Raw genomic sequence first — 22475 nt, 5'->3', positions numbered from 1 at the left:
CTAACCCATCCTTCTCAACCAATCATCCACATCGAAGGTGAGTCCAGCTTTCTTGAATACAGGGTAGAGGTGGTTGCCCTTGCCACATTGGGAAAATTTGAAACGCAGGTCATCGGAGTGCAGCGTGTGCCACTCCTTCTGCCCAATGCCAGCAAGTTTTGGCTTAGTCTTTTTCTCTGTCTTTTCATCCGAGTTGTACCAATCAAGAACAATGGGCATCAACTCTCTGACGGACAGATTGGGATATGAGCTAAAAGCGCGTTCAATTAACGGCACAATCAATTCAGAATGACAGTCCATCCCCACAAGCAGGTTATGCAAGCGGATGGCCTGCTCATTGCTACCATAACGATTCTGATGTGAGTCCTGAGAAGCTTTGGCCTCATCAATCTTGGTACTCAACGCCAGGATCTTTTTGTCTATGTCCGGGATACTCAGGTCCGAATATCTGGCGATTAACTCAGGATCTCTGGAGCGTAAAGCCGCCAACATGGAATGAACAGGCTTGAGCTCATCCTCATAAACCTGTCGCAACAACTGAGGGGTGATCCGTTCAATACGGGTGGCAATGGCTCGTAACTGGGCAAGAACAAAGAGTTTTACCACTATATCCAACACCCCCTGAGACAGCTCGAACCAGCATTCCCGTACCTCATCAGACAAGATTTCCTCTCGTCGTTGCAGCCATTGGTACTGCCAAAGCTTATCGGTGAAGGCCATCCACTCTGTGGGTTTGAACTGGTTGGTTGCCGGATCCACACTGGGCTTGGTTGCCTGCATCGGCTCCCAGAGCAATGACCCAAAACCGGCTCCACGCCTTGCCGACCTCAAATCCATTTCAAAGATGGGTCTCGCCTTGGGTGTGCCAACCATGACAACAGGCAAGCCGATCACATTCACCAACGTCACGAAGAAGTTGAGCATCTTCTCCACCCCACCGGAGCGACTCATGCTCAGATGCTGAATCTCATCGATAATCAGCACCCCAATTGCATGCACATTGGCGATTTGGCTCATCAACGCCATCAACGTCTCAACACTATGGCGCTTGAGTGCATACTTGCGTTCATAGTCGGTATGCAGCACCGCATCGATAGCCCTGAAGAAGTGATGACACAAGCTTTTCAGTGAACCATCATGGGGGCAATCCAGCTTCAGGTAGACGATCTGGGTAAAGTTGTATTGCTCGTGGTAGACCACCTGAGGGTAGGTCGCCAATATCCGGTTGATCGTGCTGCTTTTTCCGGATCCAGAGCACCCGATCAGCGACAGGCTGCGAGCGGTCGATTTAACTTGCTCGAACCGAAAGACACCCAGCTCTCCAGACATGACCCGCTCATAGCCATTTTGCAGATGTGCATTCAAAGAACCATCACTAAGGTTACGTCCGACATATCCCTGCCGGATCATAATGGATAATTTTGATTCCAACTGTAAGTGGCGGCTTATCGGTTGGAAAAAGTCATCCAGTAACTGGGATATCACATGAACACGCCAAGGGCCATCAACATAGATATCCTTTGGATCAAACTTGATGGAGCCGCTTAACCCCTGCTTTATCTGTTGTGTGGTCATGATAGGTGGCAACGCCTCTATCAGAGGATTGCCACGGTACTGTTCTATGCCTGGGTCGCTATAGACGGCCTTGGCCATATTGGCTGGTAATACCATCTAATCGTCCTTGAAGAGCTCGTCGATATAATCCGGATACTTATAGTCATCCGTACCTGGAGAAAGAGGTATTACGGTTGCTGGGACAGTTGCTGGCTCGGATTTTGTTACCGGCTCAGCGCGTTTTCTCTCTTCGTCCTTCGCCTTGGCTCGATTACCCCTGATAGCGGCAATGCGCTGGCGATCTGACGTTTCCGATGAGCCTTCGGCTTTAACCTGAGCTTTCGCTTGCTTAATTTTTGAGTCAATCAAGTCATCAACCTTTCGCTTCTCACGATCAGCAACCAGCTTACCCTCTGCCACAACGACCTTCTGTTGTTTGGTTATTAACCATACATCCCAGAAAGAACAACCGCGGAACTCTCGGGCACGATCGGTTAATCCACACACCCAATATTCAGCGCTGTTTTGTCGAGGAAGCAAATAGACAACATCAGCAACAGCTGGATCATAAGCAACCTCTACGGATTCTGGCCTGGAGACATCCTTTCCCCTATGCAACCACCCCATTTTGAGAATTTCTTGGCAGGTGTAATACACTCCAAAGACGCGGAGCCCCAGAGATGAGATAGTCGCCTGAGTTCTCGGCAGCAAACTAACCCGGAGAGCATCCTCAGGAACCATCCGTAACCGCCCAGACCTATGCTGCAATCCCCAGTTCCATAGCGATAATGGCGTCATAGGCAAATCGGTAGGCATATCGATATCTCGATCATAGGTTGCAAGCACGTGGTATCGGTTGTGGAACAAGATGGCTGACAGAATGATGGATGTGAACTCATGGATATTAAGCAACGCATCCAACCGGTAATCCTTTCCTCCCCGTTTCTTTATTGTGGTGCCAGACACAACTCCGGGAGCAAAAGGTTTGAATACCGCTTGTATGGTTCTGAAAAAACGCTCGACTATCCCTTTGCAATCACCCCGAAAGGGAGGCGTATTCTCAATCCGGGTAGAGAAGCTTTTTTCCAGAGATTCGATCTGACAGCCCAGCAATTCGCCCCGATCAGCTAATATTGCATCTGGGATACCTGCAACCGGCCAGTCAGATTCATCAATCTCTATACCAAACTGTTGGCAAAACTTGATCTTGTCAGTCATGGCCATCGACAGAGTCTGCATGGCTGCCACATAGGAGGGATTCTCAAAACCGATGTAAAAACCGGCTACCATGCGGCTAAACACATCAATAACCATATAGACAATAGGCCGACCCACTATGTTTTGTCGGTCGCTATCGGAAACCAGATAGATATCGGCTATCGTTGCATCAATCTCATATCGGGACCCGGGGCCGAGGGCTTGCGTGTTCGCTGTTGCCCGTAATGGCTTGATATCCTTGTTGTAATCTATCCTGCTGATTCTCTTCTGCAGTTTTTCAACCTGGGAGTATTCCCTCTTGAAGAAGTGTTTCATCTGCCAAATAGTAGGAAACTCCGATTCTGGAACACTTGGGTTATAGTTTTGATACATCCCCTTGAAACGATTGTGAGTTTCAACGAAAGATTTACCGTTGTTGATCAGATAGTGTTTTTCTATAGCAGTACGAAAAAGTCGTTCTATATGCTCATCGACGACGACTCCGGCCCCCGCAACCATCTGTCTGGGACGACCAAGTTTTCCACCCTTTGAAACCCTCTTCTTTCCCCTCGCGCCTGAGTTTTTATAATCAGGTAAAAGAGCATTCGGCGTCTGCCCCCGCTGCCAATAACGACGGACTAACCGGTAAAGAGTCTGTTTTGTTGATCTTTGAGTGGAGACAATCTCATTTACCGCTCTTGTTCTGGCCCTGGGAAAAAGACATTCTGGATTGGTTATCAGCGGTTGGATAAGCTGGTAATTTTTATCACGTAGCTCTCTTGCCTTTGTTCCCTCATCGGGTTGTTCATAGTAAAGCTTGGTATAGGGGTCTTCGATCCGTTGCAGTACTTCGTTATCGATAGCATCCAGCAATATCTGTCGTGAGACCAGTGAAGGAAAAGCCGACTCGTCATCCAGAGAAATCCAGACTATTTCATCCTGCTGTTCAGCCAGAATGCGGTAGGTCAGACCTTCAACACAGATAACCTCATTGATTCGAAACACGTAACGCTCCTGACATCGCCTCAATATTTTCTAACTGCAAATCCCCGGCTTTCAACTTGGTTACTGGTGTCAAAATGTCGAACAGGAAACAACGCTGAGCCAGTAGCTGCCTAATCTCCAATAGTGATTGCCCTATGGGCTGCTGATAGGCCGTATCCAGCTGTTTGGCCACCTCAATTACGCTTCTCCTTGGGGCATTCTGAAAGTGATGCTGATAAAACGCAGCTCGCTCCATCAGGACATCAATCTCTATCTCATCCCGTTGTGCTGGATAGAGCCAACTGATGTTTTGCGTGACCACGCCGGGAATGTCCTTCTCCGTGATCAGCCACCAGGGAACACCTTTTTGTAACCAATAGCGACGTTCCAGTTCCAATTTCTCAATGGTTCTGGCATCACTCAGTGCCTCTGCATACTTGGCTTGCAATGCAAATTTTGGCTGGCTGGCGTTAGTGGTGTTGACGAGGAAATCTGAACTCATCACTTGCAAAACGCCGCAAACGGATGGGTGACCTATCCCGGACTCCAAAGCCAAGGCCTTGGTATCTTCCAATCGAAGAGGAAATTGCTCACGAATATCTACAGTTGAACGATGCCACTCCAAAAGCAGGAATACGGCCAACTCCAGATCTGACAGCAAATGATGGGTTCGTTGGGATTTATGGCCAAATACACGATGTGAACGCCCTTGAGAGGATAGATCCCTGACCGTTAGCCATGGTTTGTAATCAGACCCGTGGCCACTACCTCGCCCATCACGCAGCCACTTCTGATTCTGCAACTCGGTGTTGACGTACTTTTTCCCAGTCATGAAAAACCGCCCAGCCATTGGCTCATAAATTGAGCTTAGCTAGGGCGGCTTTAGTGTGCAACTTTATTACTTAGTATGATTCTTTATTACTTGGTGTGAATCTTTATTGCTCGCATACATTTTTCATTTGAGAGAGTGACTTACTCGACGGTAACCGATTTTGCCAGGTTGCGCGGCTGGTCCACGTCAGTGCCCTTGATCAGGGCAACGTGGTAGGAGAGCAGCTGCAGCGGCACGGTATAGACGATGGGGGCGATCACCTCTTCCACATGGTTGAGGTTCATGACCCGCATGGTCTCGTCGCTCTTGAAGCCGGTATCGGCATCGGCGAACACGTAGAGGATACCGCCACGGGCGCGCACCTCTTCCACGTTGGACTTGAGCTTCTCCAGCAGATCGTTGTTCGGCGCCACCACAATGATGGGCATCTCGGCATCGATCAGCGCCAGCGGGCCGTGCTTCAGTTCGCCAGCGGCATAGGCTTCGGCGTGGATGTAGGAGATCTCTTTAAGCTTGAGCGCCCCTTCCATGGCGATGGGGTACTGGCTGCCACGGCCGAGGAACAGGCTGTGCTGCTTGTCGGCAAACTCTTCGGCCAGGGTTTCGATATCCTTGGCCAGCGCCAGACTCTCTTTAATACGCAGCGGCAGGGCTTGCAGCGCCTTGACCAGTTCGGCTTCGGCGGCGGCGCTCAGGTGGCCACGACAGTGACCGACCGAGGCCACCAGCATCAACAGGCCAGCCAGCTGGGTGGTGAACGCCTTGGTGGAGGCTACGCCGATCTCGGCACCGGCACGGGTCATAAAGGCCAGATCCGATTCACGCACCAGCGAGGAGCCAGGCACGTTGCAGATAGCCAGCGAGCTCATGTAGCCGGATTCCTTGGCCAGACGCAGGGCGGCCAGGGTATCGGCGGTCTCGCCACTCTGGGAGAGTGTCACCAGCAGGCTGTTGGGGCGCACTACCGACTTGCGATAGCGGAACTCGGAGGCGATCTCCACATCGCAGGAGACGCCAGCGATCTCTTCGAACCAGTAGCGAGCCACCATGCCGGAGTGATAGGAGGTGCCGCAGGCGACGATCTGCACGTGCTCCACCTTGTCAAAGATGGCGCGTGCGCCGTTGCCGAACGATTCGACCACCACGTGATCGCTGCCCAGACGCCCTTCCAGGGTGTTGGTGATCGCTTTGGGCTGCTCGTGGATCTCCTTGAGCATGTAGTGACGGTATTCACCCTTGTCACCGGCATCGTGGGAGAGTTCGGACTCCTGCTCTTCACGCACCACGGCGTTGCCGTTGGTATCGAAGATGTGCACATCACGGCGGGTCACTTCGGCCACATCCCCCTCTTCCAGGAAGATGAAGCGGCGGGTCACCGGCAGCAGCGCCATCTGGTCGGAGGCGATAAAGTTCTCGCCGATACCGCGGCCGATCACCAGCGGTGAACCGGAGCGGGCAACTACCACGCGACTGTCGTCGCGGCTGTCCATCACCACGGTACCGTAGGCACCGCGCAGCTGCTTCACCGCAGTCTGCATGGCGGCCAGCAGGCTGCCGGCGCTCTTCAGCTCGTGATGGACCAGATGGGCAATCACCTCGGTATCGGTGTCGGAGCTGAACACATAGCCCAGCGCCTTCAACTCTTCCCGCAGCTCTTCGTGGTTCTCGATGATGCCGTTGTGTACCACCACGATATGCTCGGAGACGTGGGGGTGGGCATTGCGCTCGGAAGGCTCGCCGTGAGTGGCCCAGCGGGTATGGGCGATGCCGGTACCACCATGGACGGACTGCTCATCGAGCGCCTTGGCCAGCTCGGCCACCTTGCCCAGACGGCGAACCCGCTGCAACGGCTGGTTGGCGCTGAACACGGCCACACCGGCTGAGTCATAACCGCGGTACTCCAGACGGCGCAGGCCCTCTACCAGAATTTCAGCCACATCACGTTGGGCAACAGCCCCGACGATGCCACACATACACTTCTCCTTGAGATGCGAATCGTAAAGTCAGTTGGATGGTTCAGAGCTCAATGTCAGCAAGTGACCGGGGCGCAGATAAGCGTCACCCCCTGGGCTTGAATCTGTTCTCTGGCCTCGCTGGCCAGCCCCTCGTCGGTCACCAGGGTATGGATGCTCGACCAGGGAAGTTCGAGATTGGGGATCTTGCGGCCGATCTTTTCCGATTCGACCATCACAATGACCTCCCGCGACACCTCGGCCATGACCCGCGACAGGCCCACCAGCTCGTTGAAGGTGGTGGTGCCACGCTCCGGGTCGATGCCGTCGGCACCGATAAAGAGCTGGTCGAAATCGTAGGAGCGCAGCACCTGTTCCGCCACCTGCCCCTGAAAGGATTCGGAGTGAGGGTCCCAAGTGCCACCGGTCATTAACAGGGTAGGCTCATTTTCCAGCTCGCGCAGGGCACCGGCCACATTGAGGGAGTTGGTCATCACGATGAGGCCGCGCTTGTTGCCCAGCATGGGGATCATGGCACTGGTGGTACTCCCGCTGTCGATGATGACGCGGTTGTGATCACGCAGTCGCTCGGCCGCCGCGCGGGCAATGGCTAACTTTCGGTTCGAAACTTGTTCTGGATTGGCCTCGACCACCATCTCGCTCGGCAAAGGGACAGCACCACCGTAACGGCGCAGCAGCAGACCGCCGGTCTCCAGTACCGCCAGATCTTTACGGATGGTCACTTCGGAGGTAGAAAAGTGTTTGGCGAGGGCGTCGACACTCACTTCACCCTGCTCTTGTACCAGGGTCACTATGGTGTGACGGCGTTGTTGAGTATTACGTTTGGTCATTTTTAAGTTTCGATTCGAAAGAACATCGAAATATTAGCCCCTTTTTCGGAAAAATAAAACAGCAAATAGGATCCGATTTGGTTCGATGCCAGAATGGGGTGCCAATTTGCGACGAGGATGCCATGCAAAAGAGAGTCATCTGGCTGGTGGAGGATGAGGCCAGCATCGCCGACACCCTGATTTATGCCCTGCAGACCGACGGGTTCGAGGTGGAGTGGTTCACTCTGGGCCAGCAGCTGCTGAGCCGGTTGGCCCAGAGCAGGCCCGACTTTCTGATCCTCGATGTGGGGCTGCCCGACATCAGCGGCTTCGAACTCTGCAAGCAGGTGAGGGCGCTGACCGATATTCCCCTGATGTTCCTCACCGCCCGCAGCGAAGAGATAGACCGGCTGATCGGGCTGGAGATCGGTGCCGACGACTATGTGGCCAAACCCTTCTCGCCACGGGAAGTGTGTGCCCGGGTGCGGGTCATCCTGCGCCGCAGCCAGCCCGTTGCCCCCCAGCCCAGCGCCCTGCTGGTACTGGATGAGGAGCGGGCCCGCATTCATTTTCGCGGCCAGCCGCTGGCCCTCACCCGCTACGAATATCTGCTGCTCAAGACCCTGATGCTGGCGCCGGGCCGGGTCTACTCCCGCCAACAGCTGATGGATCTGGTGTGGCAGGATGCGGAAGAGAGCCTGGATCGCACCGTCGATACCCATATCAAGACCATCCGCGCCAAGCTGCGCGAACATGATCCCGAGGCCAATCTGATCCTCACCCATCGCGGACTGGGCTATAGCCTAGAGCTGGCATGAGACTCGGACTGCAACTGCTGTGCGGCCTGCTGCTGATCTTCGCGCTGGCCGCCTGGTTCGTGCTGGAGATCTTCGTCGAGGAGATCAAACCCGGGGTGCGCAGCGCCACCGAGGATACTCTGGTCGACATGACCCAACTGCTGGCGCCGCTGGCGCTCGATGATCTGCAAGAGGGCAATATGATGAACGGGCGGCTGGCCAGCGCCTTCGCCCGCCTCAACCAGAATCCCATCAATGCGATGATCGATGGCCACCTCAAACAGCAGGCGGAGTACCGCATCTATGTGACGGATCGGCAGGGGATGGTGATTTACGACTCCGACGGCACGGATCTGGGCAAGGATTATTCCCGCTGGAACGATGTCTACCGCACCCTGCGCGGTCAGTATGGCGCCCGCAGCACCCGCACCGATCCCGACGATGCCGCCAGCTCGACCATGTATGTGGCGGCACCGCTGCGGGAAGGGGGCGAGATCATAGGCTCCCTCACCGTCGCCAAACCCAATCGCACCCTGATGCCCGCCATCGAGCGGGGTGAACGGGAACTGCTGCAAGCCGCTGGCCAGATGCTGTTCATCTCGCTATTGATCGGCAGTCTGCTGGTTTGGTGGCTCAACCGCGCCATCGGCAAACTGGTGCACTACGCCGAATCGGTCAGCAAGGGGGAGGCGGCACCGCTGCCGCAACTGCACACCGTCGAGCTGGATCGGCTCGGCCACGCCCTTGAAACCATGCGCCACCAGCTCGATGGCAAGAGCTATATCGAGGGCTATGTCCACAGCCTGACCCACGAGCTGAAGAGCCCGCTGGCGGCTATTCGCGGGGCAGGTGAGATCCTGGCCGAAACGCCGCCCCCCGAGGTGGCCAGGCGCTTTATCGGCAACATCAATCAGGAGAGTGCCCGCATGCAGCAGCTGATCGAACGGATGCTGCAACTGGCACGGCTGGAGTCGGGGCAGGGGCTGGATCGGCAAGCGGTAGAGCCAGCCGGGCTCGGCAAGCGGGCGCTCGATGCCCGCCAGATTATCGCCCAGCGCCGGCAGGTAGCGCTGGTTGCCGAGCTGGCCAGCGCGCCGAAACAGAAGTGGGACCCGCTGCTGGTGGAGCAGGCCATCGGCAACCTGCTGGACAACGCCATCGACTTTTCACCGGCAGGCGCCAGCGTCACTCTCAGCGGCAGCCAGCAGGAGGAGGGCTACTGTTTTCGGGTCACCGACAGCGGCCCCGGCATTCCCGACTACGCCCTGCCACGGATCTTCGAGCGCTTCTACTCCCTGCCGCGCCCCGACAAGGGCAAGAGCAGCGGTCTCGGGCTCAGTTTCGCCCATGAGGTGGCCCACCAGCATGGCGGCCGTCTGACCCTCGCCAACCGGCCGGAAGGTGGCACCATCGCCGAACTCTGGCTGCCGCTCATCTAGCAACGGACACTTCACATTCACCACACAGAGCGGCGCTATCCTGCCGCTCTTTCACTTATCAACCCAAGGAATCGCCCCATGTCTCGCCTGCTTCTTTCCGGCCTGCTGGCTACCGGTCTGCTCGCCGCAGTGCCGGCCTCCGCCGCCAACGGCTGTTTTCTCTATGCTGATGGCAACGGTCAGACCCTCTCCAGCGAAGGGGACTGCTCCAGCCAGCTGCCGCCCGCATCCACCTTCAAGATCCCGCTGGCACTGATGGGTTATGACAGTGGCTTTCTGGTGGATGAAGAGCATCCGGCGCTGCCCTACAAGCCGAGCTATGACGGCTGGCTGCCCGCCTGGCGCGAAACCACTACCCCGCGCCGCTGGGAAACCTACTCGGTGGTCTGGTTCTCCCAGCAGATCACCGAGTGGCTGGGGATGGAGCGCTTCCAGCAATACGTCGACCGCTTCGACTACGGCAACCGGGATCTCTCTGGCAATCCGGGTAAGCATGACGGCCTGACCCAGGCCTGGCTCAGCTCCAGCCTCGCCATCAGTCCGGAGGAGCAGGCTCGCTTCCTCGGGAAGATGGTGAGCGGCAAGCTGCCTGTTTCGGCGCAAACCCTGCAGCACACCGCCAATATCCTCAAGGTGAGCGAGATCGACGGCTGGCAGATCCACGGCAAGACCGGCATGGGCTACCCGAAGAAGCTGGATGGCAGCCTCAACCGCGATCAGCAGATCGGCTGGTTCGTCGGCTGGGCCAGCAAACCGGGCAAGCAGCTGATCTTCGTCCATACCGTGGTGCAAAAGCCCGGCAAGCAGTTCGCCTCCCTCAAGGCGAAAGAAGAGGTGCTGGCCGCCCTGCCTGGGAAGCTGAAGACCCTGTAACTCCTCCAGAAACCGGCGCAATGCCGGTTTTTTTATCCCCCTTCACCACCACTTCACACAAGCCCATCACCACTTCACGCCAAGCTGACAGACTCGCTCCATCAAACAAGGAGACGTGTCATGGTCAAACAGATATTCACCCACAAGATCTTTCTGCTGCTATTACTCAGCCTGCTGTTGATGGTGCCGGTGCAATCCATCATGGAGCTGAACCGGGAGCGTCAGGCTTACCGAAGTCAGGCCATTCACAGCATCATGGCCAGCAGTAGCGGCCCGCAACGGCTGATGGGGCCTATCCTGGTACAGCCCTATACCCGCTCGGTCACGGTCGAACAGGAGGGCAAGCGCTTCGTCCGTCAGGAGCAGCTCTACCGCTACCGGCTGCCGGAGCAGTTGGATATCAAGGCCAACATGGAGGTCACCCCGCGCAAGCTGGGCATCTATCAGGCGCAGGTCTATCAGACCCGCCTCACCCTCTCGGGCCGCCTGCCAACCCGACAGAGTCTGCTGGATAACGCGAACCCACCGTTTGATGAAGCGGCCGAGCTGGTGGCGGGCAAACCCTACCTGAGCCTGGTGCTCTCCGATGCTCGCGGTATCAACAGCGTCCCCGAACTGCAGCTCGGCATACAGCGGATCCCGTTTGCCCCCGGTGCCCGCCTCGGTGACGCGCTGGCGGGTATCCATGCCCCGCTCGACAGCCTGCCGCAGCAGGATGGCACCTTTCATCTGGAGCTCAATCTGCAGGGGATGAACGCCCTCGACATAGTGCCGCTGGGCAAGGAGAGCACCCTGCTGCTGGCGGGCAACTGGCCCCATCCCAACTTTATCGGTGACTTTCTGCCGGGCAGTCGCACTCTGAGTCCACAAGGGTTTGAGGCCAACTGGCAAACCAGCTGGTTCGCCAGCGACATGGAGACCCGCTTCAACCGGATGATGAACGGGGGCGATAGCAATCTCTCCACCTTCAGCGTCAGTCTGGTGCAGCCGGTGGATCACTATCAGCTCAACGAACGGGCGGCCAAATATGCCCTGCTGTTTATCGGCCTCACCTTTATCAGCTTCTTCATGTTCGAGCTGCTCAAGGGGCTGCGGGTTCACCCGATCCAGTACGCGCTGGTGGGCATGGGGCTGGCCATTTTCTATCTGGTGCTGCTGGCGCTGACCGAACACCTCGGTTTTGGCTGGGCCTACCTGGTGGCAGCACTGGCCAGCGTGCTGCTCAACGGCTTCTACCTCAGCCATGTGCTGGGCGGCCCGAAGCAGGGGATCGGCTTCGCGGCGCTGCTCGGGCTGGTCTATGCGATCCTCTACAGCCTGCTGCAGGCCGAAGAGATCGCCTTGCTGCTCGGCGCCCTACTCTTGTTCGCCACCCTGGCGCTGATCATGATGCTGACCCGCAAGCTCGACTGGTATCAGGTGATGGGGCAACAGAGTGTCGAGACCCGCCCAGCCGGACATGACAATGACGACTGATGGCACAACCTCCGTCAATCTCTGACCGAAACAACAAAGGCTTCAGTCGGTTCTTCTCGAAAACAGCGGAACCGGCTGGCCTTTGTCCGCCAATTTCCTAGCATGCAATCATGTTCCACTGGCGGACGATCACATGAAAATGCATCCGGGCAGGATCCTGCTCTATTCCGGCTTGCTATGGGCTCAGGGAGCTCTGGCCGGTACCCTCACCATTCATCCCGAACCGGTCGACGACCTCTTGCACAATCCCGGCGTCGGTATCGAAGAGTTTCACAACAGCTGGGGTCATCCCCTCTCTCTGGCCGAACATCCGGTCAGCACGGTCGACTACTTCCGTTTCTACTGGAGCGAGCTGGAGCCACAGGAGGGCGAATACAACTTTGCCCTGATCGACAGGGCCATCGATCAGGCACAGCACGCCACCCCGAAACAGTCGATTGCCCTCAGGGTCATGACCCTTGATGAGCCCTTCTCGGGCAGCAAGATCCCGGAGTGGCTCATCAACAAGGGGATTCGGGGAGAGTGGGTGAACAACCACCAGACCTTTGTGCCCGACTACAGCGACCCGCAGTTCCTCGACCGTGCCACCCGGCTGTTTCAGGCGCTGGGCGCCCATTACGACGGCAACCCGGCGCTGAGTCATGTCGACATCGGCATGATAGGTTCATGGGGAGAGTGGCACATGAGCAACTTCCCCGGCCCGACGCTGGAACAGCGCTACAGCAGCGAGCAGCTCAAACCCTATGTTGACCTGCAGATGGCCGCTTTTCCGCGAACCCCCAAGCTGATGCTGATCAACAACCTGCCCATGTTCGAGTATGCCGTGGGCAAGGGAGCTGGCTGGCGGGCAGACTGCCTCGGCGACTGGCACCACTTCTCCCAAAGCTGGAGCCACATGCGCAATGCCTACCCGGAACGACTGGCGAGCGCCCGCGCCGATGTGGCGAACTTCGATTCCAGCTGGCAGCGGGCGCCGGTCAGTTTCGAGGTGTGCGGCAAGCTGAGCGAGTGGCCAGGCCAGCAGCAGTACACCATGGAGGAGGTCAAGGCCACCTTTGACTGGGCGCTGGCCCAACACGCCTCCACCATCAACCTCAAGTCGGATCCGGTTCCGCCCCAATATCGACCCATCGTCGACAATGCCCTGCGCAAGATGGGCTATCGCATCGTACTGGACCAGCTGACCCTCAAGGGAACCATGAAGCCGGGGGCTACCCTTACCCTCAACGGCGACTGGCACAACGACGGGGTAGCGCCGGCCTATCGCAACTGGCCACTCACCTACCGGCTGGTCAACGAGGAAGGGCGGGTCGGCGCCATGCTGGTGACCCGCAACGACATGACCCGCTGGATCCCGGGCAGCAAGGCGACCACTCGCGACAGCCTGACCCTGCCGGGCCGGATGGCACGCGGTCACTACTATCTGGAGCTGGCCTTCATCGGTCAGGACAAGCAGCCCGCTCTGCAGCTCGGCATTGCCGGTCTGGAAGAGAGTGGCTGGTATCGTCTGGCCGAGATCGACATCCAGTAACGCGTAACGCAAGAGGGCTCCCGCAGGAGCCCTCTTTCATCACATCAGCACGCTCTTTTTAAACAGATCCCACACCCCGAACGAGAAGTGCTTGAAGATGTCGATGCCAAGGGCTGACTTCACCAGATAGAGCAGCAGCACCATGCCGCAGATCCCCAGCAGCAACAGCAGGGTGGTCAGCAGCACCTTAAGGTGAAAGCGAAAGCCGCTTTCCCGCCCGCGGTGACGGCGATCCCGTCCCATCAACACCACCAGATAGCAGCGCCAGCGACCGATGCCGAAAGCGCTGTTGACGTTGATGGCATGCGACTTGCCATCACTCATCAGCCGCAGCGCCTGCTCGATACCGTCGCGCTGGGTTTCACTCAGGCTCTCGGCCACCTCGGGGGAGAGAGCACGGTAGAAGCGGTCGATCGCCCCCTGCGACTTCTGCTGTAACGGGTTCATTGCATCTCTCCTTGCGGCAGGCCCAGAGCCTTGCGGTAGACCTCCATGGTCTGGCCGGCGATCCGCTGCCAGTCATACCGCTGCAGATAATCGCTGTAATCGACCTTGCCGCGAGTCAGCTGGGCGTTGAGTCGCTCTGCCAGCGCACTCACATCGCCGACCGGGAAATAGCACTCCTGTTGCAGCGCCACCGCCAGATTGGCGGGAATGTCGCTCACCACCACCGGCAGGGAAAAGGAGAGCGCCTCCAGCAGGGCTATCGGCAACCCCTCGTGATAGGAGGGCATGGCAAACAAGGCGGCTTGTGAAAAGACGCTGATCAGCGCCTCGCCATTGAGGAAACCTGTACGGATCACCCCCGGTGTTTCATCCGCTATCCTCTGCAAGCGCTCGCTGTAGGGGGTAGGGTGATCCGTGTCTCCCACCAGTACCAGTGGCAGCTCGGTATCAAGCTGGCGATAGGCTGCGATGAGATCGTGCAGCCCCTTCTCCTCGACGAAGCGGCCCACCGCCACCAGATAGCTGCCAGCGGTCAGTCCGAAACGGGCCAGCGTCAGCTCCCTCTTGTCCGCTGCCGGCAACTCGACCCGTTTCACCCCGTTGTAGATGAGGTGGGCGTCCTGGCGATCGTACTGGCGGCGGATCGCTTCGTTGATCACTTCGGAGATGACGATCACCTCGCTGGCATAGCGTACCGCCCAGCGCTCGCCAAGACGCAACACCCACTTGGCCAGCGCCCCCCACTTCTGGCGGTCATAGTCGGGACCGTGATGGGTAAAGACCACCCGCTTGCCAAGCAACCTCAGCAGCGGCACCACCAGCCCCGGGCCGATGGCATGGACATGCACCAGATCGCAGGCATGGCTGCGGCAGTAAAAAGCCGCGAGCAGAGAGTGGAGGATTGCCTCCAGCGACTTCTTTTTGGGGGCGGGCAACGCCTCGAGAGCTACCCCTTCAAACTCGCCGCTTCGGTAATTCACATAGGGGGCGCGAGCCAGCACGGTCGCCGCCACTTCGAACTGGCGGTGCAACTCCGGATAGAGGGACTGACAATGGGTTTCGACACCGCCCAGTACATGGGGGATCCCCCGGGTACCGAGTACGGTCACACTAATCTGCTTCATGATCTTCTCGAATGATTCTGGCGGGATTGCCCGCAACAACGACGCGAGCCGGGACGGAACGAGTGACGACGGCGCCGGCACCGACACAGGCATGATCACCAATGGCGATGGCCCCGATGACGATGGCGCCGGTGCCGAACTCGACCCCGTCCCCCACGCTGGGCGAGAGAAGCTGGCCGCTCTGACGATCTGGCTTGTTGCCGAGGGTGCAGTTGTGGCGCAGGATGCAGTCACGCCCCATCTGCACGCCGTCACCGATGACGATATTCTGCGGGTGATAGAGGCGCAGGCCCCAACCCAGCCGGGCTCTTGGCGAGATATCGAGGCCGCACAGCAGCTTGAATCCCTTGAGCAGCAACAAGCCGGGCAGCCTCATAAAGCGGCCTCCCTGTGCCAGCCGGTAACTGAACAGGAACAGGCGCGCCGTCTTGCTCGGATTGAGTGCCAGTTCGGTTTTCAACTCGTGCCAGAAACTCATCTCTGTTTCTCCTCCAGCAACGACTGGTAGAGCGCCAGCAGGGCTTGCTGGTGGCTGGCGAGGGAGTAACTGTCGATCAGCCGCTGACGGGCCGAACGCCCCATGGCCGCCGTCTGCTCCGGCTCGGCCACCAGCCTGTCCATGCAGCGGGCCAGCTCGTCGGCATTACCCGCCTCGAACAGCAAGCCATCGAGACCGTCGCGGATCTGCTCCGGAATCCCGCCAATTCGAGCCCCGATCACCGGTTTGCCGTAGGCCATCGCCTCCAGTACCGACATGGAGCAGTTCTCGTACCACTCGGACGGCACCACCACTGCCTTGGCGTGACGCAGCAGATCGAGCAACGCTTCCCCCTGCTTGAACCCCAGCAGTTCGGCATTGAGATAATGCTGCCCGAGGTGCGCCTGCAGCTGGCCACCGCCCACAATTTTGAGACCCGCCGGCCGCGTCATGCGCTGATGGGCACGGGCAAGCGTCTCGACCCCTTTCTCGGCCATCAGGCGCCCGAGGAACAGAAAGTACCCACGATCCTCTCCACTTTCGCGGCTCGACTCGACATCGATACCATTGAGGATCACCTCGATGCGGGAAGCAGGCAGCCGGGTGCGAAGCATCCCAGCCATGAAGGCGCTCGGCGCCACCAATGCATCGACCTGCTCATAGTTGTGGCGCCACTGCTGCCAGGCCGCCTCGGCAGAGAGCAGCAGGCTCTTGCCCCACGAACCCTCCTGCCACTGATGGCGAAACAGCTTGAGCCAGGAACCCTCGATCCGGGTCAGATCGAACGGCTCGCCATCGACCAGCATGCTGTAGTTGGGGCAGGCCACCTTGTAGTCATGGGCTGTCAGCACCGTCTTGCAGCCCATGGATTTGGCCACCCGGATGATCGCCGGGGTGAGCTGGTGGTAGATGTTGTGAAAGTGAACGATATCGGGCCGCTCGGCACGAATAAGCTCCGCCAGCCGATCACAGGCCTCCTGATTGTGGATGAAGCGAACGGCGATCTTCAGCCGATCGAAGAGCCCGTGCCGCTGGTGATAATCGACGTTGGCCGGAAAGTAGCCGCTCTGGGGCGAGGGGAGGTTATCCGGATGCTGCATGGCAAAGTCGATCACCTGATGACCCGCCTGACGCACCATATCCCGCTCCTGAAAGAGTACTGTCTCGGCGCCCCCCTTCATGAAAAAGAACTTGTTGGCAAAGAGCACCTTCACGGCAATGACTCCTGGATCAGACGATGGGCGGGCGCCTCGCGCGCAGAGCGCTGGGGCAACAGCAGGCCGCGCACCAGCCCGGCTGCATAGATGGAGAGGTTCATGACACTGCGCAGGGCATCTTGCAGGGAGCGGTTCTTCAACCACTTGAGAGCGATGAAGCCACACAGCGGTGCCAGCGCGAGCAGCAGCAACCAGAACGGCAGCCCGGCTGCGAAAAGCAGCACGCAGAACAGGAGTGTCAGCAGGTAGAGCCCGAACAGCAGCTCGGAGCGGATCACCGACAGCACCTCGCGAAAATAGGGCTGCCCCCACGCCGAGCGCACCAGCTCGCCGCTGGCAAACAGATACCCCATGCGCCAGCGGTAACGGATCAGGGCAAGGGAGTCCATGGTGTGGGAGGTGTGAAAGAAGAAGGGAACATCGAGCCGCTCCAGCCGATAGCCCGCCTGACGCAGCCGGATACCCAGCTCCGCCTCTTCGTAACCGTGCAGGTTGCGATTGGTGAGATAGCCGATCTGCTCGATGGCGCTGCGTCGAAACAGACCGCCACCACACAGCCAGCGCGACTCGCCCAGCGGATAGATCTGGTTGATGCGCTGCTTGCGCGACTTGAACTCATAGCTGTGGGCATCATCCATCTCGGCCCGCCCGGCCACGCCCCCGCACTCGGGATGGGAGTGCATGTGCGCAATGGCGGCTGGCACAAACTCCGGCTCCAGCTTCATGTCGCCATCGAGCAACAGCAGGAACTCCCCTTCGCTGAAGAGGTAGCCAAGCTGTGGCCCCACACCACAACAGCGATCGGCCGGGTCGGTCAGGCTCACCACAGTCACCCCCAGCTGGCAGGCAATCGCTTGGGTGCGGTCGGTCGAGAGACTATCCGCCACGATAATCTGGTGGGAGTAGTCGGCCAGAGCGCTCCTGATGCTGGCTATGGTGTCGGCAATCCCTGCCTCCTCGTTGTAGGTCTTGATGATGACGGAGATAAGGGGGGATGGAGTCATGACACCTCACAAGAGCTGGTGGCCTGCCGAACCGAAGAACGGATCACCAGGGCGGCACCCAGCACGAAATAGAAGAGGAACTGCTGCACCGGGATCAGCATCAGCAGCTGGCTGTAAGGCAAGCTCAGCAGGCAGGCGATCCCGAACGCGATGAAAGCGGGTTGGTAGCTGAGCAGACGCACATCTGCCGCACTCAGCAGCTGGCGATCCAGCAACGGTCGGGGACGGCAGCACCAGAGCAGCAGAACGATCAGCGCGATGAAGATCAGGGTGCCCATCAGTCCCACCTCCCACAGCAACACGCTGAGGGACGTGGAGTCGAGCAACACGTTGAACAGGGGATTGAGAAAACCGGGCAGGGTGCTGCCATGGTTGGTGGTGTTGAGGCCATAGCCAAACAGCAGATTGCTGAGACCGTGGTGATCACCGTTGCTGGCCCAGAAAAAGAGCGTCGTCACCCGCCCCAGCTCACCGGTTTCCGGGTTGATGTGGTTGGGATCGAAGATATAGCCGAGGGAGTCGATAAACAGCGCAATGGCCCCCTGTTGCCCGGCCCCCTCGAACGCGGATGAGTAGGAGGCAGCCAGCACCAGAACGGCCACCGCCACCAGCGCCGTCATCGCCAGCGCAATCAGCAGCAGACGCTTGAGGTCATAGCTCTTCATCCCCCTGACATAGCTGGGCGAGAGCCAGACCCAGGCCAGCAGCAAGGGGGACAACAGGATGACGAACTTCACCTCGGCCAGCACACAGATGGCAAAGGCGGCAAGAATGTGAAAAGCGACCGAACGACGCGAAATGAGGCCGTGGCGAAACTCGGAGAGCTTAATCAGCATCACCAGCAGGCAGAAGAAGCCGAGTGCACCCGTATTGCCGCCCCCCATGGGATCCCCCCCGAAGGTGCCGACCACCGAGTCCCACTTCTCAAACTCGCCGCGCATTGCCACCCGTTTAGGCACCACCACCAGCACCTGAAACAGCACCACCGGGATCTGCAGGTAGAAGACCCACTCCACCAGCTTCATGATGCGGTAAATCTGTGACCCGCGGCAGAAGCCGAGCAACAGGCAGGGGAGCAGCAGAGAGAGCGCCAGCTCGTTCTTGAAGCCGATGATAGTCACCATGCCCCCCTGCTGAAGCAGGGTGCCCAGCAGCGCCAGCACCAGCAAGCCACAGTAGAGCAGCAGCAGCACCTTCTCCTGATAGTCGAGCCGCAACGGGCTGTAACGCGTCTGCAGCGGCAGCAACATCAAGGTGGCAATCGCCAGCAGGAAGGGCAGCCAGAGGAAAGCCGTAATACCGGTGACATACTGGGCCAGGCCGCAGATCACCAGCGACAGCAGCAGATTGGCCTGCATGATGAGGGCACTATTCACGAGGCCAGCTCCATCCGCCCCTGCAACTCGGCAGCCCGGCGGTTGACCCGCAAAAAGACGAAGCCGTAGCGCACCGCAGTCAGCAGAGAGAAGGCCAGCACGCAGAGCTCGTACTCCTGATGCAACCAGGGCAACAGCACGAAGGCGATCACCACGACCAACAGCTGCTCAAGCTGGATCCGCAAAAAGTAGCCGGGCGAGCCGAACACCAGCTCGATTACGGTCAGCGGGCAGATGGCTACCGCAGTAAATACATAGGGCAACATGTAGCGGGAGGTATCGATGGAGGCGATCCACTCCGCATTGAAGAACCACTTCATCACCAGCGGATAGCAGATGAGGATCCCGAGGGTGGCCGCACTGCCCATCGCCAGCAGCAGCCGCTTCACCTTGCGAAACTCCTTCCCGTTGAAACGGCGCAGGCGAAAATCCTCAGACCATCGCGAGAAGATGGAGTGGCGGATGGCGTTGCCGACAATCACCACGGGCGCCAGACAGAAGCGGTTGACCACGGCAAAGTAGCCCGCCACCAGAGGGGAAAACCAGAAGTTGATCAGCACGGTCGGCAGATTGGCCGTCACCATCGCCAGCACCTCGGCACTGCCAACCCCAGCCAGATGCGCTTTATGGCGGGAGAAGAAGTGCAGCAGGTGGCGCGGGGCAGCCTCCCTCAGCATGGCACTGTGCCAGGTAAAGGCAGACCACAACCAGCCCCCGATCACCACCAGCAGCAGACAGGCCCATAACTGATAGAAGTGCGCCATGTCAGGGGCCAACAGCAGACAGAGCAGCACCACGGCGGAGGCCGAGATACGCTGCAGACCGAGCCGCTGGTAGTGGCCTGCCCGCAGAGCAAGATTCTCGGCGATGAGGATCAACCCGTGGGTCACGGTCAGCAGGTAGAGCGGCCAGAGCGGCAGCGAGAAAAAGCAGACCACCACCAACACATAGGGGATGGGGAGCAGCCAGACCTGCAACAGGGAAAAGATCAGGTTGCCGGGTAGCTCGGCCTCCTCCAGCTTGGGCAACAGTAGTTGCGAGGCAAAGGTGGCAAGCTGGGCACCGATCAGCACCAGACTGTAGCTGAGGGCATAGAGCCCAACCGCTGCCATGTCGAACTTGTGCGACAGTGACCAGACCGAGAGCGCCCCGATCAGCTGGGATAGCACGGAAGCACCACCTATGGTGGTGATGCTGCGCAGCAGTTTCATAGCGCGCCCCGGGTGGGAGCACCACAGAATCTCAGGTTTTCAGCCCCTTCCAGATCCCGCTCGGCGACCTGGGTCAGCACAGTCCCCAGCACCGCCACTCTGGCATCCCGCAGCTGTGCCAGCACGCTCAGCACCCGACTGGCCGGCAGTTGCCCGGACTGAACCACATGAATGGCACCATCCAGCGGTTGCCCCAGCAGCAGGGCATCCTTGCCGACCTCCAGCGCAGGAGTGTCCACTATGATGCGGTCAAACTGCCCGGCAAGGGTTGCCAGCAGTTCGCTCCAGCGCGGGGAACCAAGCAGTGCCAGCGGGGAAGATACCGGCTGACCAGCAGGCAGCAGGGTCAATCCCTCTTTTGGTACCAGACAGGCAGTCAGATCGGCTTCACCTGCAAGCAGCTCGGCCAACCCCGGTCTGGCTTCCTGCCCCAGCAACTGGCGACCAAGGGCGCCCCGGCGCAGATCCCCATCCACCAGCAGCACCCGCTCATGGCGGGCAAAGCTGGCGGCGCAAAGTGCCGCCAGCGTCGACTTGCCCTCACCAGCACGGGTCGAGGTGATCATGATGCGCTGCAGCTGACCAGACTCCAGCCGCATAATGGCGTAGAGATCATCGGCACTGGCCCCCACTCTGGGATTGACCGCCCCCACCCGCAGCAGGGCTCTCTGATCCTGCAGGGCTGCCAGCCGCGGGATTTCGCCAAGCACCCGCCCACCGAGCTGGGAGACCAGCTGGCTCAGACGATCCAGGGTATTGCGCAGCGCTCCGGCAGTGATGATGGCCAGCACGGCAACCATGCCCGCCATGATCACCACCATCAGCAGAAACAGCATCTTGTTTGGTTTGGCTGGCAACAAGGGCACCGATGCCACGTCGTAGAGAATGGCATTCGACTCACGCAACTGAGCATTCAGGCGGGTCTCTTCCTGACGACGAAACAACTCGTTATAGAGCTGACGGGTCTTGTCGATGTTGTTCTTCAGGTTGTTGTACTCATCCTTCTTGACCGCCAGCGAGGAGAACTCCCGCTTCTTCTCGTCAAGCTGGGCGAGGTACTGTTGCTCCTTGCGCAGGCTGCTCTGATAGCGATCCTCGATACCATCGGCAATTTCCCGCATCAGCTGGTTTGACTGGGTGTTGAGTGCCTTGATTCGCGCCTCGGCCTGCAGAATGCGGCCATGCTTGGGGCCATATCGTTTGGCCAGCTCTGAAAGCTCCTGCTGGGCCTTGATGAGGGCTATGCGCAGATCCTGCATCTGGGGATGGTTGGAGACCTCGGGCAGGGAGGCCAGCGCAGCCGGATTGCGCCCGTACTCCTGAATAGATTGATACTCGGCCTGCGCCGCCAGCCGCCGCTCGCGAGCATCTGCGTATTTGTTGGTAATGATGCCGAGCTCTTCGGTTTGCAGACCGTCTACGCCGCGAAACGTCAGCAGATCATTGCGGGCGAGGAAATCGCCGAGCAGCTTCTCCTGCTTCTCCAGACTGGCCTTTATCTCCACCAACCGACTCTGGTTCCAGCGGGATGCTGTGGTGTTGGCAGCGACCCGTTCCTCCACATTGAGCGCGATGTAGGTCTGGGCCACCTCATTGGCGACGCTGGCGGCCAGTTCGGGAGAGCGGGATTCGAACCCGATACTGACCAGCTGGGTATCTCGTACCGGCAAAATAGAAAGATGCTTAGCCAGATACTCCAGCGCATGCTGGTGGCGTGATGAGGCATCCTCCTGATGTCCGGCACTCCAAAGCCCCTTGATGCGGCTTAGCCAGCTGTCGGGATCGGGTTGTCCATTGAATTCCGGCAACTCGGCCAAGCCCAGATGAGTAACCACCTTCTCGGCCACCCGACGTGACTTGAGCAGCTCGAACTGGGTGTTGTAGTACTCGCGGCGGCTGGTATCTACCCGATAGACGGGCTCGATAGGGGAAGCGCTGTTGGCATCAGCCTTCAGCAGCAGGGTCGCACTGGACTGGTAGTAGGGCGGCATGCTGAAGATAAAGGGGGCGGCCGCCAGGGTCACCACGGCGGCAAACAATACCACCTTCCACCAGTTTGCCTTGAGCCCCCGCCAGGGGCCGCTGAAATCGAGGCGACTCTCTAGCGCACGGCCATTTTCAACCAACAATGAAGTCATGAAGAGCGTCCTGGA

Annotated in this window: 18 protein-coding genes; 5 read left to right on the top strand and 13 right to left on the bottom strand. The window is 58.8% G+C overall.

Features of this window, described 5'->3' with window-relative positions; all coding sequences use genetic code 11:
- The 5 genes from A9G06_RS10225 to A9G06_RS10205 all read right to left on the bottom strand — a co-directional run bounded on the left by A9G06_RS10225 (position 1) and on the right by A9G06_RS10205 (position 7370).
- Entirely contained in the window at positions 1 to 1671 is a 1671-nt protein-coding gene (locus A9G06_RS10225; RefSeq protein ID WP_069555155.1) for an AAA family ATPase, read from the bottom strand.
- Positions 1672 to 3756 carry a Mu transposase C-terminal domain-containing protein gene (locus tag A9G06_RS10220; protein WP_069555154.1) on the bottom strand — a complete coding sequence of 695 codons (2085 nt, stop codon included), beginning with the start codon at positions 3754 to 3756 and terminating at the stop codon, positions 1672 to 1674.
- On the bottom strand, positions 3740 to 4567 hold the full coding sequence (locus A9G06_RS10215; protein ID WP_069555165.1) for a heteromeric transposase endonuclease subunit TnsA: 828 nt from the start codon (positions 4565 to 4567) through the stop codon (positions 3740 to 3742). Before A9G06_RS10215 ends, A9G06_RS10220 begins: the two co-directional genes overlap by 17 nt.
- Positions 4568 to 4707: 140 nt before the next feature.
- On the bottom strand, positions 4708 to 6540 hold the full coding sequence (gene glmS / locus A9G06_RS10210) for a glutamine--fructose-6-phosphate transaminase (isomerizing) (RefSeq protein ID WP_005355853.1): 1833 nt from the start codon (positions 6538 to 6540) through the stop codon (positions 4708 to 4710).
- A 56-nt stretch (positions 6541 to 6596) separates the two neighbouring features.
- Positions 6597 to 7370: a DeoR/GlpR family DNA-binding transcription regulator gene (locus tag A9G06_RS10205; RefSeq protein ID WP_005339356.1), complete on the bottom strand. Its 774-nt coding sequence runs from the start codon at positions 7368 to 7370 to the stop codon at positions 6597 to 6599.
- Between the two features lie 122 nt (positions 7371 to 7492).
- Between A9G06_RS10205 and blrA the strand changes: the two genes are divergently transcribed.
- From blrA to A9G06_RS10180, 5 genes are all read left to right on the top strand, one after another.
- Positions 7493 to 8167, top strand: coding sequence for a beta-lactam response regulator transcription factor BlrA (gene blrA, locus A9G06_RS10200; RefSeq protein WP_069555153.1), 675 nt, complete (start codon positions 7493 to 7495; stop codon positions 8165 to 8167).
- A complete protein-coding gene (gene blrB, locus A9G06_RS10195; protein WP_069555152.1) occupies positions 8164 to 9585 on the top strand; it encodes a beta-lactam sensor histidine kinase BlrB in 1422 nt (473 codons plus the stop codon). The genes blrA and blrB overlap by 4 nt, the downstream gene beginning before the upstream one ends.
- A 78-nt stretch (positions 9586 to 9663) precedes the next feature.
- A complete protein-coding gene (gene blaOXA / locus A9G06_RS10190; RefSeq protein WP_069555151.1) occupies positions 9664 to 10458 on the top strand; it encodes an OXA-12 family class D beta-lactamase in 795 nt (264 codons plus the stop codon).
- A gap of 120 nt (positions 10459 to 10578) precedes the next feature.
- A complete protein-coding gene (gene creD / locus A9G06_RS10185; protein ID WP_069555150.1) occupies positions 10579 to 11934 on the top strand; it encodes a cell envelope integrity protein CreD in 1356 nt (451 codons plus the stop codon).
- 133 nt (positions 11935 to 12067) lie between these two features.
- Positions 12068 to 13465, top strand: coding sequence for a DUF4832 domain-containing protein (locus tag A9G06_RS10180; RefSeq protein ID WP_069555149.1), 1398 nt, complete (start codon positions 12068 to 12070; stop codon positions 13463 to 13465).
- Between the two features lie 39 nt (positions 13466 to 13504).
- Here A9G06_RS10180 and A9G06_RS10175 read toward each other — a convergent pair whose 3' ends face one another.
- Genes A9G06_RS10175 through A9G06_RS10140 form a run of 8 tightly spaced genes read right to left on the bottom strand, consistent with a single transcriptional unit; the run spans position 13505 to position 22460 of the window.
- Positions 13505 to 13912, bottom strand: coding sequence for a hypothetical protein (locus A9G06_RS10175; RefSeq protein ID WP_069555148.1), 408 nt, complete (start codon positions 13910 to 13912; stop codon positions 13505 to 13507).
- On the bottom strand, positions 13909 to 15036 hold the full coding sequence (locus A9G06_RS10170; protein WP_069555147.1) for a glycosyltransferase family 4 protein: 1128 nt from the start codon (positions 15034 to 15036) through the stop codon (positions 13909 to 13911). The genes A9G06_RS10175 and A9G06_RS10170 overlap by 4 nt, the downstream gene beginning before the upstream one ends.
- Positions 15023 to 15514, bottom strand: coding sequence for a serine acetyltransferase (locus A9G06_RS10165; protein ID WP_069555146.1), 492 nt, complete (start codon positions 15512 to 15514; stop codon positions 15023 to 15025). The genes A9G06_RS10170 and A9G06_RS10165 overlap by 14 nt, the downstream gene beginning before the upstream one ends.
- Complete coding sequence (locus A9G06_RS10160; RefSeq protein ID WP_069555145.1) at positions 15511 to 16728, bottom strand: glycosyltransferase family 4 protein; 1218 nt, start codon at positions 16726 to 16728, stop codon at positions 15511 to 15513. The genes A9G06_RS10165 and A9G06_RS10160 overlap by 4 nt, the downstream gene beginning before the upstream one ends.
- Complete coding sequence (locus A9G06_RS10155; RefSeq protein WP_069555144.1) at positions 16725 to 17735, bottom strand: glycosyltransferase family A protein; 1011 nt, start codon at positions 17733 to 17735, stop codon at positions 16725 to 16727. The genes A9G06_RS10160 and A9G06_RS10155 overlap by 4 nt, the downstream gene beginning before the upstream one ends.
- Positions 17732 to 19111, bottom strand: coding sequence for a capsular biosynthesis protein (locus A9G06_RS10150; RefSeq protein WP_253182325.1), 1380 nt, complete (start codon positions 19109 to 19111; stop codon positions 17732 to 17734). The genes A9G06_RS10155 and A9G06_RS10150 overlap by 4 nt, the downstream gene beginning before the upstream one ends.
- The gene (locus A9G06_RS10145) at positions 19108 to 20322 is read right to left on the bottom strand and encodes a lipopolysaccharide biosynthesis protein (protein ID WP_069555143.1); all 1215 of its coding nucleotides are present in this window, start codon (positions 20320 to 20322) and stop codon (positions 19108 to 19110) included. The genes A9G06_RS10150 and A9G06_RS10145 overlap by 4 nt, the downstream gene beginning before the upstream one ends.
- Positions 20319 to 22460: a polysaccharide biosynthesis tyrosine autokinase gene (locus tag A9G06_RS10140; RefSeq protein ID WP_069555142.1), complete on the bottom strand. Its 2142-nt coding sequence runs from the start codon at positions 22458 to 22460 to the stop codon at positions 20319 to 20321. The genes A9G06_RS10145 and A9G06_RS10140 overlap by 4 nt, the downstream gene beginning before the upstream one ends.
- Between the last annotated feature and the right edge of the window lie 15 nt (positions 22461 to 22475).

The organism is Aeromonas sp. DNP9, assembly GCF_001728955.1.
GTDB classification, from domain to species: Bacteria; Pseudomonadota; Gammaproteobacteria; order Enterobacterales; family Aeromonadaceae; genus Aeromonas; species Aeromonas veronii.
The sequence above is the reverse complement of the archived record's forward strand: the minus strand, read 5'-3'. Positions and strand labels throughout refer to the sequence as shown.